Here is a 15,177-nt window from a genome sequence, read left to right on the forward strand (position 1 = left end):
CTCTTTTTGACCACTTTTGTTCGTTTTATTGCAAAATGAACAATCATTTTCAACCATCTACTTCGCAACTTTTATAAAGCTGTTTTCTAAAAGTTAGCTTTTCTTGCATATTTTCATAAAACGTGTTTATATAAGTGCCTGTAACCTACAGTATTGCAATGGTTTACGGCCTGTCCATACTTCGCGTATGCACTTGACGATTGCAATCCAGCCCAATGGAGGACATTATGAAGGCGCTGCCGCCCACACATGTAAAAGCGCATAATCGCAGTGCCATCATCCAGTATTTATATGCTCACAAGAGCGCCACCAAGCAAGATTTGGAACATGATCTTGGTTTGAGCCTGCCCACTATCACGCAAAATCTTCGAACCCTTGAAGTTGACCATATTGCAGTACAAGGCAGTTTGCAGGATTCTACGGGAGGCCGTAAAGCTCGAAATTACGAATTTAACCCCAACCACTGCATCGCCATCGGCGCAGGCATGTATCCGCATGAACTACGGCTACAGGCAGTCAACCTGTACGGAGCCGTTGTTGCTCAGCTCACTACCCCACTGCCCTATCGCAATACCAACGTGTATTACCAGCGCATTGGCGGCATTATCGATAACTTCGCCGGAGATATTAACCGCAAATTCGGGCAAGTGCTCGGTGTGGCATTCTCCATCCGCGGCATCATCGCACCAGACGGCTCACACGTTACTTTCGGCCCTGTTATGGGCAATACCGGACTCACACTCAGCACGTTGAGCCAATCAGTGCATCATCCATGCCTGATGATTCATGATTCAGATGCCTCTGCAATGGCAGAGCTTTGGTTCGATACTACGTTACGCGATGCAGTCTGCATGTATCTCGACCGCAGGCCTGGCGGTGCACTGATCATTGACGGCAAACTACATCAAGGGCCCAATCAGTGCAACGGCACCATCGAACACATGATATTGGTTCCGGATGGAAAAGCCTGCTACTGCGGTCAGCACGGCTGCATGGATACATACTGTTCTCTAGAAACACTTCCCGAAGATTACGAAAGCATTCCCGGCTTCTTTAGTGTGCTCGAACAGGGCGAGAGGCATCATCGCGAACGCATGAGCCAATGGCTTGACTACGTGGCTCAGGCTATTGTGAACGCGCGAGCAATCATTGCTGGAGACATTATTATCGGCGGAGAAGCGGCATCGTTGCTTTCCGATACGGAAATCAACGAGCTGCGCAACCGTGTTATTCAACGTAGCCCATTTGGAACCGAACATTTTACGCTCCGAAAAAGCTACTGCGCCGATGATTCTGACATCACCGGCGCAGCGTTGCGATATGCTCAGCAGTATCTCAATGAGCTGTTCAGCAGCTACTTCACTATCTGACAGAATTCGATGGTCTCGCCATTGGGTCCAAAGACATTGAAATACCGGATGCCATGCTCCCAAAACGTTGGAATTGACTGAATTTCAGTTTCACTGCACTTAAGCCCTAGTTCCTGAGCATTAGCCCATGCTGCTTCAATATCAGGAGTGTCAAAGGCCCAATGGTTGATAGCGCCTGCAATTCCAGGAGCGGGGTCTCCTTCCCAGGTTTCGATTGTCAAATGACCATATCGAAGAAATGCGCACCGATTCTCACCATTGGGGAATACGCCTAACAGCTCGAATCCAAGCACTTTGGTGTAAAACTCAATGGTTTCATCCAAATGTTCAGTAGGCATGCCTGAATGTTGCAGGTCAGTGGTGAATGCGGTCATGGGCTTAGCCATCGTGCTCTCCTTTGAACAATGAACGTGCATCGGCTTGTTTTAAGAATACTGATGCATACCCCATGTTGGCAGCATCAACATAGCTTCTCATTCCTAAAACGCCCGCACATACCCACGTCTACAATGGAGTCATGAGAAATCCACCGTTGCATCGTTATGCCACCCGCCCAGGTTTGTACTTCACTGATGACGGTGGAGCGGACGTCGTGGTGCGTTCAGAAACCGCCGACCAAGTCTGGCTGTGTGTGCTTGAGCCTATTGATAAGCCCAGCGCATTCTTCCAAGATGCGATTCGTCTGTTTTCAGACCCGAATACCTCTTTTATTCAACAAATTCATGAATTCCCCGTTTGCACTCGCATTCTTGAGCATCTGTATTTACGCGAAACTTTATTCCGCATGACCGGCCCCAATTACGGACTGTGGTATGTGCATCTGCCCAAGGCTTGGGATGGTATGCAGTACGGATACCGCGTGGATGGTGCGTGGGATCCGAAGCACGGCGTGCGATTCAATCCTTACAAATTCTTGCTTGACACATATGGCAAGGGTATTGAGGGCTCCATGGATCTCGACCCGGCAGCATTCTCGTATGAGTGCACGGTACAAGATCGCAAGGTAATCGGCTCCGCATATGGCACAATGAGCACCATCGATTCGCTGGGACATGTGCCTGTGTCTGTAGCCATTGATGATCGTGATGTGCATAAGCATGAAGGCGATCCGGATCATCCGCATGTGCCGTGGCGCAAAACCGTGATTTATGAGATGCATGTCAAAGGCTTTACCGCCAATGCTCCTTGGCTTCCCGAGGAGCTTCGCGGCACCTACGCCGGCCTTGCCCATCCTATTACACTGGCATATCTGCAGAACCTTGGCGTTACCTCTATTGAACTATTGCCGATTCAGGCTAAGCAGGACGAACTGTTCCTGCAAGAGCATGGGCGCAAGAATTATTGGGGCTACTCCACGCTCAGCTACTTCTCTCCCGAGCCCTCCTATGCCACCAAGGCAGCACAGGAGAAGGGTGCCACGGCTGTGCGGCAGGAAGTCATCGACATGGTGCGTGCCCTGCACGAGGCCGGCTTTGAAGTGATTATGGATGTGGTCTACAACCATACTTGCGAGGGCGGTGTGGAAGGCCCGACTGTCTGCTGGCGCGGTTTGGACGATCTAGCGTACTACCGCCATCAAAAGTCCAATGCCGGACGTCTTGAAGACACCACTGGCTGCGGCAATACGTTTGATTTCACTAACACTCATGTGGTGACATTCGCTATTGATTCGTTGCGCTACTGGGCCAAGCGCATCGGCATTGATGGTTTCCGCTTCGATTTGGGCGTGACTTTGGCCCGTTTGAACGGAGAATTCACCCAACATCATCCGTTCCTCTATGCCCTGCGCTCCGACCTGTTGCTTGGCAATCTCAAGCTCATTATGGAGCCGTGGGATCTCGGCAATCTTGGCTGGCGCACCGGCCAGTTCGGCATTCCGTTCGCTGAATGGAACGATCGATTCCGTGATACTGCTCGTACATTCTGGCTTGAGGATGTGGACGGCAGCATGGATTATGGGCGTACCAGTTTGCAGGAAATGGCTACACGACTGTGTGGCTCTGCTGATCTCTACGCCACCGACCCGGGCCGTGGCGCAACAGCATCGATCAACTTCGTGAGTTGCCATGACGGCTTCACTCTGACTGATTTGACTCGCTACCGTACTAAGCACAATGAAGCCAACGGCGAGCATAACAACGATGGTTCTTCAGTGAATCACTCCGCTAACTTCGGTGTGGAGGGTGTTACTGATGAGCCGGAAATCATTGCGGCACGCGAACAGGCCGCTATGAATCTGACCGGTATGCTTATGCTCTCGCTGGGCACTCCAATGATGCTTGCCGGCGATGAGTTCCGCAATACGCAGGATGGTAATAACAATGCGTATTGCCAAGACAATAACCTGACTTGGCTGAACTGGGATTGGCTGTATTCGCCGCATAAGACCCGTGAAATGCGTCGTCTTGAAACGGTTTCTCACCTGGTTTCGCTGCGCAAATCCCTTGATTTGTATCATCACGAGGACTTCTTCACCAGGCTCACTCAGCTTGGATTATTGAAGCCTTCAAGCCGTGTGAAGTGGTTCCTGCCTGATGGCTCCTCCCCTGTGGAACGCGATTGGTTTGATCTTGGCATCCGCAGCTTCACGATGCGGCTTCTCTCCAATACAGAAGTTGACGTGTGCATTGTGGTCAATGGCGTGGCGGAAAACCGCGACTTCCATCTGCCTGATGACAGCACATGGATTCCCAAGTGGTGCTCTGCCGAAGTCAACGGCCTGTGGCCTGGACAGGATGGACATATTCAGGCTGACAATGATGCGGAAGACATTAGTGTCTGGATGCAGCACGTTCAGAATGCTGATGAGACTGTGCGTCGCTTGGCTGAGGAGGCACGTGCCAAAGAGCAAGAGCGAGCCGCTCAGCAGGCCAAGAATGCTGCTGCTAGCCCAGCTCAGTCCACATCTTCGGTGACTACGCGTACTGCGCAATCGCATAGTTCTGCTCAAGATGATGATGCAGCATCTGCAGTGACTGCTCAGTTCGCTATTGTGAAATCTTCTGATAAAAGCACTGATAAGGCTGTTGATGACCAGGTTGCCGCTGCAGACAAGCCGATGACGGAAACCGAGCAACTGATGCGCGTTACTGAAGCGCTGAATGCGGTCGGCCAGTCCTCGGCGAAGCTCGTCAACAATGACGAACCAATTCAACCGGATGATACTGCGCGCGCCAATGTATGGACCATGCCAGCCTTGAGCATCACGCTGATGAAGCAGGTGTGAGCCCGCTCGGCGCTGAAACCAAAAAACCCCTTCGTGGATTTCCACGAAGGGGTTCTTTGTGCTCGGTAGAAACAGTTCGCAGCGAAATTAACGCTTGGAGAACTGCGGTGCGCGACGTGCCTTGTGCAGACCAGCCTTCTTGCGCTCCACGACACGGGAGTCGCGGGTCAGGAAGCCAGCCTTCTTCAGGGCGGCGCGGTTGGCGTCACGATCGATAGCGTTCAGAGCGCGGGCAACGCCGAGGCGGATAGCGCCGGCCTGGCCGGTGGTGCCGCCGCCGTCAACGAGAACGATGACGTCGAACTTGCCTTCGAGCTTGAGCAGAACGATCGGGGAGTTGACCTCACGCTGCTGCAGCTTGGAGGGGAAGTACTCCTCCAGGGTGCGGCCGTTGATGGTCCACTTACCGGAGCCCGGAACCAGACGCACGCGAGCGACGGCTTCCTTACGACGACCGGTGCCGTAGCCCGGCTCGATAGCGGAAGTACCGGTGCCAGCGCCAGCGTTGGTCTCGGTGGTGTAGTTGGTGAGCTCCTCTTCGGTCTCGACAACCTGGGAGTCGTTGGTGTTTTCAGCCATGATATCTATCTCCTCTCAGGTTTCACTTGGCCTGCTGCGAGATCTGAGCGATCTCGAAGGTCTTCGGCTGCTGCGGGGTGTGCGGGTGCTCGGCGCCGCGGAAGACGCGGAGACGGTCGAGCTGCACCTTAGCCAGACGGTTCTTCGGCAGCATGCCCTTGACGGCGGCCTTGATGATGCGCTCGGGGTTGTTCTCGAGCAGCTCGGCGTAGGAATCACGACGCAGACCACCGGGACGACCGGAGTGAGAGTAGAGTTCCTTGCCCATCTTGTTGCCGGTGAGAGCGATCTTGTCGGCGTTGATGACGATAACGTAATCGCCGAGATCAGCGTGCGGAGCGTAGGTCGGCTTGTTCTTGCCGCGCAGCAGGGTTGCAACCTGGGAGGCAAGACGGCCCAGCACCACGTCGGTGGCGTCGACGATGTACCAGTCGTGAGTCAGATCAGCTGGCTTCGGAGTGAAAGTTTTCACTGGAGTACCTTTTCTATATATTGTGTTCCGGGTCTCCGCTGTTTGGCGTGACTTGGTCAGGGCCGCATCCAAAAAGCTTTGAACCTCATTATCCGTGGGCTCCCTGAAAGTCCTCGATGGCGAGTGGGATAGCGCTTTGAAGGACCCCTTAGGGAAACACAACAATCCACTAGTATATCGCTATGCCTGACATTCCACACGCCGAGCCATAATCGGAACCGTCCTTGCGTCCGGTGCTATTTTTCCGCAGCCTACGGCCGCTCTCCTACTACCCCTCAGTCCCGCGTTCGCGGGCCAGCTCAGCAGCAATTAAGGACAGGCTACGCCTGCTTCTTGTTTGCTCACTGTCGTTCGCCTTCGCCTACAAACAGCACACCGTGCTGTTTGCTTTACGGCTCAGCCCAACAAGGGGAGCCAGAGTGGTCAGCTGTTGAAGATTTGGGCGAAGCGTTGGGCGCCTGGGGTGTCAAAGACTGCTTCGAGCGGCACTACATTGCCCTTGGCATCAGCGAGCGGAATGCGCCAGTTCGGATACTCATTATTGGTACCGGGCTGGTTCTGAGCACGCTTCTCCCCTACTGCATCAGTAATAGAAGCAGCAAACAGCTTGCACGGCGCACCCTTAAGCGCACGGTACAGCGCATCCACAATCTCCGATTCGTGAGCCTCGCGATCCTGCGCATAATCCGGATTCAGATAACCCTGATCAACCAGCATGGCAATCATGGAATCCTGCTCCGCCTTAGCAGAAGCTTCGAATTCCTCAGCCGGTCCGGTCAGCAGACCCAACCGTTCACGAATCTTGACATGCTCATACTCAAGGTATCCGGCAGCCGGCGGCAGATCATGAGTGTTCACCGAAGCCAGTGCATACGGGCGATACTCAGACGGCTTACGGAACACGCCATCATACTGCTCGAACCATTCCACAGCGCAGCCGAGAATGCCGTGGCCAGCCAACGAATCGGCAACATATTCAGGCACCACGCCCAAATCCTCGCCAACTACCACACCGTTTGCACGGCTGGCTTCAATAGCCAGAATGCCAAGCATGATGTTGGAGTTGTAGTACACATAGGCACCGTCCACGGCAGAATGACCTTCCGGAATCCACCAGAGACGGAACAGACCGAGGATATGGTCGATGCGCACAGCACCGGCACGAGCGAACATATCGTGCACCATGTTGCGGTACGTCTGATAACCAGTGGCCTCAAGATCCAACGGGCTTAACGGTGGCTGACTCCAGTTTTGACCCTGCTGGTTAAACATATCCGGCGGCGCACCAACCGTGGCTCCCTTAGCGAAGCGTTCCGGATTCCACCACACGTCAGCACCATACGGGTGCACGCCAACAGCCATATCAGACATGATGCCGATATGCATGCCAGCATCCTTAGCGGCCTGCTGAGCAGCAGCCAATTGCTCCACAGCCACCCATTCAAGCCAACGATAGAAGTCCAACGTGTCCGGGAACTGATTCTTCAGATTCGCGATTTCCTGAGAATCACGGTTCAGCGCCTGCTCCCAACCGTTCTTATCATCGGTGGGCGCACCCCACTTGTCGTAGCAGAGGCACCAAGTGGCATACGCTTCGAGATCAGAGCCGCTGTTCGCTTTGAAATCATCAAAAGCGGCCTGGCGTTCTGCAGTACGGCCAGACTTGAAGATAATCCACAATGCGTGCATCTTGCTACGCCACATGGCGTCGCGATCGATGAGCTGAGCATCACCATTCAACGGTTCCACATCAGCATGCAAGGCGTCTACCTGCTGCTTGACGTCAGCAGCAAGCGAAGCATACTCCGGCACGGATTCCGGTCGAATATACGTAAAGTTCACCAGTCGGCGGCTTACCGGCAGATACGGGGATGGCGTCAGCGGAGAAACCGGTTCGGCCGCATGCACCGGGTTGATGAGAATGAAATCAGCCCCGGTCTTCTTCTTGGCGTCAACCAGCATGGTCTTCAGATCTTCGTAATCTCCCACGCCCCACGAGCCAGAGGAACGAATCGAATACAGCTGAGCCATCCAGCCCCACAAGCTGCCATTCTTCATCGGATCGATAAGATCCACCTTGCTTGGTGCACTGATAAGCGTAGCGTCCTGAGTGCGGTTACCCACAGTGACGTGCAGCTTGTGGTAGCCGACCGGCACATCGGCAGGAATGATCAGCGCTGCAGTGGAAACGAATCGATCACCAAGATCAAAAGCCTGTGAACCGTCACCTGGGCCAACGCCCACAGTGCCGCTGTATGTTTCACCGCTTTCCAATGTGATGGTGGCGCTTGGAGTCTCCAGAATTCCCGTGTTCACCAGGACTTGGTCTTCCACACCTGCGGTATGCAGCACGGTAGGTGCCACCAGTCTGGAGTAACGTTCCTTCAGGATGCGCCGGATGGCGGCGTCTTGGCTATCTTCATCTCGGGCCTCAATGCCCAGAGCGGCCAGTATCTCGATCAGGACTTCGTCGTCGATTTCGTGATAATCATGGCTCATACCCACATAGCTGGTTCCGATGCCGACCAACTTGGCCAGACGAATCAGCGGGCGTGCCAGCCGCTCTTCATTCTCGGTATTCTCACTCATAGCCCCAGTCTAACGCCCTTTATGCGCGCCACACTGTAACGCAAACGCCTCAATGAGCTGAAATTTCCCTGTTATTCAATTGATTGGCATAATTTATCGCTCTGCGATGGCATTACGGACCTCTTGAGAGGGGTCGTTAGCCAATTTTTCTAACATCTGAGCGGAGGTATTCGGGTTCAGCGCCACTGCACGACGAACCATCGAAGCGAGCACTGCGGGAGCGCCTTCTTCAAGCTCGGTGCCAAGTTTGCCAAGGAAGTCCAACGTCTCCGCATCAGCGGTCGGATCTTGCGCGCCTTCGAGACGCATTTTCCAGCTCGTTCGCTTATTGCGCAGCGCATGGTCGCGCACAGCTGGCACTGGATCTTTGGTAAGTCGCCCTACAAGCCAATTCTTATCATCTTCGTTGGCGGCCACGGCTTGACGAACCGAGTCATCGGGATCTTCAGACAGCTTAACCAGCACATTCGGGAATGGCATGGTCGTAGCGAGGAACACTCGATCTTCAACCGGCGTATGACGATTGCCGGCCACAGCTTCCAACAATGCGGTAGCACGAGAGAACGCTGCCTGATTGGAACGGTCCGGCAATGGACGGCGCGCAAACTCCGAAAGTTCAGCGGAATCAGTAGAGTGACGCAGACGCTCATAGGCCACAGTCAGCGGTTCGAAGTCCTTGATTTCTTGTTCGTCAGTCATAGTTCTTCAGCTTAGTTGGTTGTTATTGACAATGCACAGCTCACGCACTCCGAGCTGTGCGAATGCCTCTCAATCAGGCAAAAGCACCGCAGCAATGCGGCTTAGTCAAGCGGAACAGGAATGTTGACTCTATCGAATGGGTCAGGAACCACCGCCGCATTGAACGTTTCCCGCACACGCTCCTCGAATCGCGTTGCGGCCTCCAATGGCACAACAGCAGTGAGTTCCACGTTCATGGTATACGACTCATCTTCTTGGTGGCCATCCACCTGTGCGAGCAACTGCTGGAAGCGGGCGAGCTGTGGATATTCCAATCGGATGCGGTACCGTTGAGCGGTCATGATTCGAGCCACATTCGCGGCCTTCATCGCCAACGATGCAGCCGATGAATACGCACGAACCAATCCTCCAGAGCCCAGCAGAATGCCGCCAAAGTATCGGGTTACCGCTACTACACAGTCTGTAGTGCCAGACTGCTTCAGCACATCAAGAATAGGTTTGCCAGCGGTACCGGAAGGCTCACCATCATCGCTCATACGTTCGGAGAGTCGCCCATCTGCACCACCGCACACGGCGGCATACGCCACGTGACGAGCCTTGGGATGCTGCTCACGGATGGATGCCACAAATGCGAGCGCCTCATCCAAAGTGTCCACGTGAGCGGCATCACCAATGAATTCGGATTTCTTCTCGACCAGAGCGTCATGTGCGGGAGCGTCAGGGGTGTTGAGAATCGTCTGCATATGAGTCAACAATCACATTCAATAATCATCAATGGATAGCTTGCCAGCTAATGTCAGCGTTCGGAGACAACGACGTTATAGTCTTCGCCAGCAAAGTAGGCGGTCAGGCATGCGATCATCTGGCGCGTAAGTTCCTTGAAAGCGCCATCGGTACGCCAGCCAACATGAGGCGTGAGCACAATGCCGGGCACCTGGCAAATTGCATCAGAGGCGGCTAACGGCTCATGATCGAACACGTCAAGTCCGGCAGGAATATCGCCTTTGCTCAGTCGCGCGAGCAGAGCACCAGATTCAATGACTTCAGAGCGAGCGGTATTGATGAACAGCGTGCCAGGCTTCAAATGCGCGAGATTCTCAGCGGTGACGATGCCGCGCGTGGCATTGTTCAGCGGCAAATGCACGGACACGATGTCGCTACTAGCAATGAGCTCGTTCAAATCATCAACCGGTTTGGCGCCTGAACGTTCAAAATGTTCGGCTGGCACATGCGAGTTCCATGCGCTGACTTCCATGCCGAAAGCGCGAGCGATACCGGCCACAGTGGACCCGATACCACCGAGACCGATGATGCCAAGCTTACGACCCGCGAGCTGTAAGCCATCGCCGCCAGCCCACGCCCAGTTACCAGCTTTGACATCTGCATCCAGCTGACCGGTGCGGCGAACCAGCTCAAGCATCAGCGCGAACGTGTGCTCGGCTACAGCATGGTCACCGTAATGTTCGGCATTGCAGATTCGAATATGAAGCGTGCGAGCAAGGTCCAGATTGATATAGCTAGCCACTCCAGTGCCGCAGAATACGATGCATTTGATATGGCTATGCTGGCTGAACGTGTTCAGCAAATCATCCGAGATATGATATCCGCCCACCAGCAGAGCGTCCGCATCAGCGCAACGTTCGGCGATAGTCGCCTCATCCGAAGTAAATTCCTCGAACATGCGCACTCGCGCAACATCCTTCAATGCCGGAAAATGCGCCTTAATAGGCTCAATCATCGATTCCAGTACGGAAGGCATAACCACCAGCGGCAAATCAGTGCGCTCAGGTTGCGTTTCAAAGATCTCGGTCATGGCCACCACATTAGGCGGGCGGTGGGAGAAAATCAGCTTATTCCAGCACCATTCAGGATTATTCCTGTGTGATATTCCACTCACGAACAACGTTCTGATCGGCACCCATGGAATAAATGACATTCCATATTCGCTGCCGAACCTGAGCATCTTGGCTTTCTGACCAGCATGTGCCTATGGGATGGTCACTGGAAATCGGACACCATCGATACGTGCCTTGCTGCTGATTTGCCGTGGGCAGCCAGTCGATGCGATTGACGCGCCACGAACCCTTGACGCCCTTCTTGCCGGCAAACTGAATACGCGCGGTAACGCCTTGATTATTCACAATGGTTGCAGCGGAAGCATTTTCGGTAACCGCATTGCCGAGGCCGTAAATAATCCATGTACCGTTATAGTTCTCGATGGGCTGCGCGCAATGGCATCCAGCGCCATAAATCACATCGAATGCACCAGTATCGGCAAGTTCGTGGGCTTCAGTAACCTGCCATGAATCAGCGTAATCAATGTATTCCACGACTGAATGCATAGCGATAGCCACCACATCAGCGCCCTGCTCACGAGCTTTGTTCGCCTTATCTACCGCTCGTTGAATATCGCTGGCATGATGAGGATCATCTGTGTCACGAAGTCGATCGACTCGCCAGTCAGCGTCTGCCACCTGCCCGTTCAGCGATACCGTTCCCGAAATCAAGCCAAGCTTGCCGCCACCAGTCGGAGAATCGATAACCAATGGCTTAAGGGAATCTTCTTCGGTTTTGTATGAACCAGTTTGGGCAATACCGTCAGCCTCGAGCGTGTCCCAGAGCCTGGCGATACCGTCAGCGCCTTGATCCCACGAATGATTCGTGGCATGCGTACAAGCGTTATAGCCCACATTGCGGGCGGCATCCGCCACCTCGGGAGGAACATTGAACACCGGATACGCTGCATACGGACCGCCACGTTGGGAAATCGGAGTTTCAAAATTGCACACTGCTATGTCAGAAGCTTGAATGTACTGCTTCATCGGCTCAAACAGTGGATCAAAATTGAATGCGGTACCGTCGGTCGCATTGATATTCGCGCCACGGAACTGGTTCCAAAGCCCCTCATGGAACAGCAAATCACCGTTGACCAGAAGAGCAATGCAATCTTGGTCCGGACAGTCCGGCGAATTGCCATGATGCTCAGCCACCGGCGTGGGCACATTCTGCGTTTTATTCAAAGTGGCATCTGACGCAGTATTGGACACAGTATTCGACATCTGCCTTGCATCCGACTGCGATGCCTGCTGATGATGCATGCCAAGCCACAATCCCACTGCCAGTGCAATAACCACTGCGCATACAAATACAATGCATACAGTCAAACGACTCTTGCCTGTTGGCGCCGGCCGGTGCTGCCCTTGACCGCGAATATGACCCATAGCGTTCATCCTTAAACGTGGCTGTTCAAACTTCTCTCATAGTCAGAATATGACACATTCAAGTCAAATGATGGTCTTTTTTCGTCGTGCCGTATTTGTCTGATGACTAGAATAAATCACGGAGACGGGCGGACAATGGCGTACCTCCGGCTCCGCTACATAAGAGGCAAGTGCAATCGGCACAGTCTACAGCAGGGCTGATTCCGCCCCCTGTTGGTTTATACTGAGATTGCCGCAAATCGCGGTGATTCATTTTGCAACCTTCGGTTAGAGGCTCAAGCCGATAACCTAGTAAAGGCCCGATGTTGGTAGCGTCGGGCCTTTATTTATTTCAGGTCATATGGGCGCCATTTTCGGCATGAAAAAAGGGTTTCGGGCGGATGCCTAAAACCCTTGATGGCGGAGTCAGAGGGATTCGAACCCTCGAGCCGCATACACGACTAACACCTTAGCAGGGTGCCCCTATCGGCCACTCAGGCATGACTCCACGTTGCACCTTGAGCGCAACAGCACATTACTGTATCACGACCTGCGGATACGGCATGCCGAACGTTGCAGCTTTTCCACGAATTGCATGCATTGCATGCACCGGCCGCATTATTTTCCTTTGGCCGGTGCGGCATCACCGGAGAAGGTGACAATCACCGCGAATATCACCAAAGCCACGCCCACAAGCTCACCAATGCCTGGAATCTCACCGAAAACCAGCCCCACAGCCACAGCAACCGCGGGGTTGATGGATTGCATTACCGAGAAAGCACCAGAGGTGGTGCGGCGCAATGTAATCTGTTCCACCACGTATGGGATAAACGATGCCATCAGCGAAATAACAAACAGCAACGCCAACAGCTTGAGCGAACCACCAGGCTCCAGCGCCCATGTGGCATCAGACTTAGGCCAAATCACATGCTTCACAGCCGGTACACCCAAGAACACAGACTGCACAATCCAACCAATAGTTACCGCAATGCACAGGTTGTCGAGCGAATTGCCGCCCGCAGCTACTCGCCGCCCGGTAACAATGTAAACACCCCACATCGAACCGCCGATCAGAATAGCAATCAAACCGACGAGGAAGCTACCGCTGCCGGCCGGGTTTGATAATGAGATACCAGCGAGCAGCACTACGCCAACTGCGGCGATGCTAATACCCAACCGCTCGCGCCAACTGCGGCCGGTAATCACCGCTACAGATAAGGGGCCGATAAATTCAATGGATACGGCAATGCCCATGTCCATATTGCTGATGGCAACGTAAAACATCGTATTCATCAGCACCAATGCACACCCGAGCAACACCACTAATCCCCAGCTGCGAGCGCTGCGATGGAATAAAGCGTTTCGCTTAGCTCGTTGCCAAGGTCTGCGCCAAGCGAGCAGCAGCAATGTCATGAATCCCACGCGATACCAGACCGAATACAGAGGATCGAGCTGGGTGAACGCCAGTTTGGCAATGGCCGTGGCCGTATAGATAATCAGTGCCTCTGCGATAACAATCAGTACTACAGGAACACGATTGAGGATGCTCACCACTGCCTTCTTCATATGACTCACGCTACTCGGAGAGTCGGGACAGTGTGGATTAGGCATGGACTGCGCCGGCATGCGGACATAGGCGTGAGATAAGACACGAGATTCGGACGGCATACCCTACCCGCACTACGTGCGCTGAAACGCATCCGTTTCACCGTGCAAGAACGTTTGCCGCAGCACAACTTACAATGAATGGCATGAGTACTGCACCAAGGCTGGCCGCTGCAAAACGCGATTGGGGTCATGATGAGACCGGCTGCACGGTGTTGCATATCGATATGGATGCATTTTATGCCTCACTCGAGGTGGCACGTAATCCTAAACTCAAAGGCAAGCCTGTGATTATTGGCACCGGACCGCGTTCAGTGGTGTCTGCCGCGAGTTATGAGGCACGGCGTTACGGCATCAATTCGGCCATGCCTTCGGCCCGGGCTCGTCAACTGTGTCCAGACGGCATTTTCCTGCCGGTGGATATGCGCTATTACCGCATGATGTCGCATCGCATCATGCATGAGGTGTTCCTGACTATCACCGATCGTTTTGAACAAGTGTCGGTGGATGAGGGATATATGGACGTTTCCGCTGCCCTGCTTCAATGGGGTAAGCCCAGTGCGATTGGCGCATGGATTCGCCAGCAAGTGTCCGAACGTTTTCATGTGACCTGCTCGGTGGGCATTGCCGCTAACAAGTTGGTTGCCAAAATGGCGTCTACGAACGCCAAGCCGGATGGCATGTTGCTGATTCCGGCAGCCCGTTCAGTGGAATTTGTGCAAATGATGCCTTTACGTGGCATTCCCGGCATCGGGCCTTCATTAGAGAAACGGTTGAATGCCTGGGGCGTTACTTCCGTGGCTGAGCTGGCGCAGATGGATGAAGCAGCGCTGACGCGCGCCACCGGCTCCCCCGCTACCGCGCGTGGATTATGGGCAGCCTCGCATGGATTGGATTCGCGTGAAATCACAACAGTTCGCGAGGAAAAATCCATTGGTTCCGAACGAACACTGCTGCAAGATACCCGCAGTATGCGCGTGGTGTGCAATGTGCTGCGTGCTGCCTGTGACGAGGTGGCTGCCACGCTACGGCGTAAAGGGTTGGTGGCGCGCACGGTTACGGTGAAACTGCGGTTCGCTGATCTCAGTTACCAAACCCGTTCGTTCACTATGGAGCGCCCGACTGATACGGCAGGAGCACTGTACCCCGAATGCGTACGGCAATTGCGTCTTATGCTTGGGATTTCCGCTGCCGCTGGGCCGGACGCCGTGCTGCCGAAATTAATACGTTTGGCTGGCATGAGCACATCGTCATTAAGTGAGGCTGCTACTACCGCCATACAACCATCATTAGATGACATGCTCGAAGAGGCTTCAGATACCCGCGGTCAGACCTCGCAGGCACGCCGGCATGATGCCGAGGCTGCTTTGGATGCCGTGCGCCGCAAATTCGGCAACAGCGCAGTGCAGTTTGGAGCGTGACGCTTCACCGCTACGA

General features: G+C 54.0%; 12 protein-coding genes and 1 tRNA gene. 3 read left to right on the top strand and 10 right to left on the bottom strand.

What is annotated here, in order from left to right; genetic code table 11:
• The first annotated feature begins 227 nt into the window (after positions 1–227).
• Entirely contained in the window at positions 228–1,370 is a 1,143-nt protein-coding gene (locus AC1AY0_RS03015) for an ROK family protein (protein WP_476525778.1), read from the top strand.
• Here the strand turns inward: AC1AY0_RS03015 and AC1AY0_RS03020 are convergent.
• Positions 1,355–1,756 (bottom strand): VOC family protein, encoded by a 402-nt coding sequence (locus AC1AY0_RS03020; protein ID WP_476525780.1) that lies wholly within the window; start codon positions 1,754–1,756, stop codon positions 1,355–1,357. The two genes, AC1AY0_RS03015 and AC1AY0_RS03020, sit on opposite strands and share 16 nt — an antisense overlap.
• A gap of 131 nt (positions 1,757–1,887) precedes the next feature.
• On the opposite strand from AC1AY0_RS03020, the gene glgX reads away from it, so the two are divergent.
• On the top strand, positions 1,888–4,596 hold the full coding sequence (glgX, locus tag AC1AY0_RS03025) for a glycogen debranching protein GlgX (RefSeq protein WP_476525782.1): 2,709 nt from the start codon (positions 1,888–1,890) through the stop codon (positions 4,594–4,596).
• A gap of 87 nt (positions 4,597–4,683) precedes the next feature.
• On the opposite strand, the gene rpsI is transcribed toward glgX, so the two are convergent.
• The 9 genes from rpsI to AC1AY0_RS03070 form a co-directional block, all read right to left on the bottom strand.
• Positions 4,684–5,175, bottom strand: a complete 492-nt coding sequence (gene rpsI / locus AC1AY0_RS03030) for a 30S ribosomal protein S9 (RefSeq protein WP_476525783.1) — start codon at positions 5,173–5,175, stop codon at positions 4,684–4,686.
• A 22-nt stretch (positions 5,176–5,197) separates the two neighbouring features.
• The gene (rplM, locus tag AC1AY0_RS03035) at positions 5,198–5,647 is read right to left on the bottom strand and encodes a 50S ribosomal protein L13 (protein WP_033890532.1); all 450 of its coding nucleotides are present in this window, start codon (positions 5,645–5,647) and stop codon (positions 5,198–5,200) included.
• 423 nt (positions 5,648–6,070) lie between these two features.
• On the bottom strand, positions 6,071–8,236 hold the full coding sequence (gene malQ, locus AC1AY0_RS03040) for a 4-alpha-glucanotransferase (RefSeq protein ID WP_476522833.1): 2,166 nt from the start codon (positions 8,234–8,236) through the stop codon (positions 6,071–6,073).
• A gap of 93 nt (positions 8,237–8,329) precedes the next feature.
• Positions 8,330–8,935 (bottom strand): AbrB family transcriptional regulator, encoded by a 606-nt coding sequence (locus AC1AY0_RS03045; RefSeq protein ID WP_476525785.1) that lies wholly within the window; start codon positions 8,933–8,935, stop codon positions 8,330–8,332.
• 101 nt (positions 8,936–9,036) lie between these two features.
• Positions 9,037–9,678, bottom strand: coding sequence for an IMPACT family protein (locus AC1AY0_RS03050; protein WP_476525952.1), 642 nt, complete (start codon positions 9,676–9,678; stop codon positions 9,037–9,039).
• 53 nt (positions 9,679–9,731) lie between these two features.
• Positions 9,732–10,748, bottom strand: a complete 1,017-nt coding sequence (locus AC1AY0_RS03055; RefSeq protein ID WP_476525953.1) for a D-2-hydroxyacid dehydrogenase family protein — start codon at positions 10,746–10,748, stop codon at positions 9,732–9,734.
• Between the two features lie 58 nt (positions 10,749–10,806).
• Positions 10,807–12,156, bottom strand: coding sequence for a CapA family protein (locus AC1AY0_RS03060; RefSeq protein WP_476525787.1), 1,350 nt, complete (start codon positions 12,154–12,156; stop codon positions 10,807–10,809).
• 397 nt (positions 12,157–12,553) lie between these two features.
• Positions 12,554–12,643 (bottom strand) — tRNA-Ser (locus AC1AY0_RS03065).
• A 110-nt stretch (positions 12,644–12,753) separates the two neighbouring features.
• Positions 12,754–13,701, bottom strand: coding sequence for an EamA family transporter (locus AC1AY0_RS03070; RefSeq protein ID WP_476525789.1), 948 nt, complete (start codon positions 13,699–13,701; stop codon positions 12,754–12,756).
• Positions 13,702–13,886: 185 nt separating this feature from the next.
• Here AC1AY0_RS03070 and dinB point away from each other — a divergent pair, with 185 nt between their 5' ends.
• Positions 13,887–15,161, top strand: coding sequence for a DNA polymerase IV (gene dinB / locus AC1AY0_RS03075; protein ID WP_476522840.1), 1,275 nt, complete (start codon positions 13,887–13,889; stop codon positions 15,159–15,161).
• Positions 15,162–15,177 lie beyond the last annotated feature (16 nt).

The sequence above is a fragment of the Bifidobacterium sp. LH_416 genome (assembly GCF_056357055.1).

Coding starts and splice junctions, on each gene's coding strand:
- AC1AY0_RS03070 (WP_476525789.1), bottom strand. CDS start 13,701: ATGAAGAAGGCAGTGGTGAGCATCCTCAATCGTGTTCCTGTAGTACTG.
- AC1AY0_RS03050 (WP_476525952.1), bottom strand. CDS start 9,678: ATGCAGACGATTCTCAACACCCCTGACGCTCCCGCACATGACGCTCTG.
- AC1AY0_RS03020 (WP_476525780.1), bottom strand. CDS start 1,756: ATGGCTAAGCCCATGACCGCATTCACCACTGACCTGCAACATTCAGGC.
- malQ (WP_476522833.1), bottom strand. CDS start 8,236: ATGAGTGAGAATACCGAGAATGAAGAGCGGCTGGCACGCCCGCTGATT.
- dinB (WP_476522840.1), top strand. CDS start 13,887: ATGAGTACTGCACCAAGGCTGGCCGCTGCAAAACGCGATTGGGGTCAT.
- rpsI (WP_476525783.1), bottom strand. CDS start 5,175: ATGGCTGAAAACACCAACGACTCCCAGGTTGTCGAGACCGAAGAGGAG.
- AC1AY0_RS03015 (WP_476525778.1), top strand. CDS start 228: ATGAAGGCGCTGCCGCCCACACATGTAAAAGCGCATAATCGCAGTGCC.
- AC1AY0_RS03045 (WP_476525785.1), bottom strand. CDS start 8,935: ATGACTGACGAACAAGAAATCAAGGACTTCGAACCGCTGACTGTGGCC.
- AC1AY0_RS03055 (WP_476525953.1), bottom strand. CDS start 10,748: ATGACCGAGATCTTTGAAACGCAACCTGAGCGCACTGATTTGCCGCTG.
- glgX (WP_476525782.1), top strand. CDS start 1,888: ATGAGAAATCCACCGTTGCATCGTTATGCCACCCGCCCAGGTTTGTAC.
- AC1AY0_RS03060 (WP_476525787.1), bottom strand. CDS start 12,156: ATGGGTCATATTCGCGGTCAAGGGCAGCACCGGCCGGCGCCAACAGGC.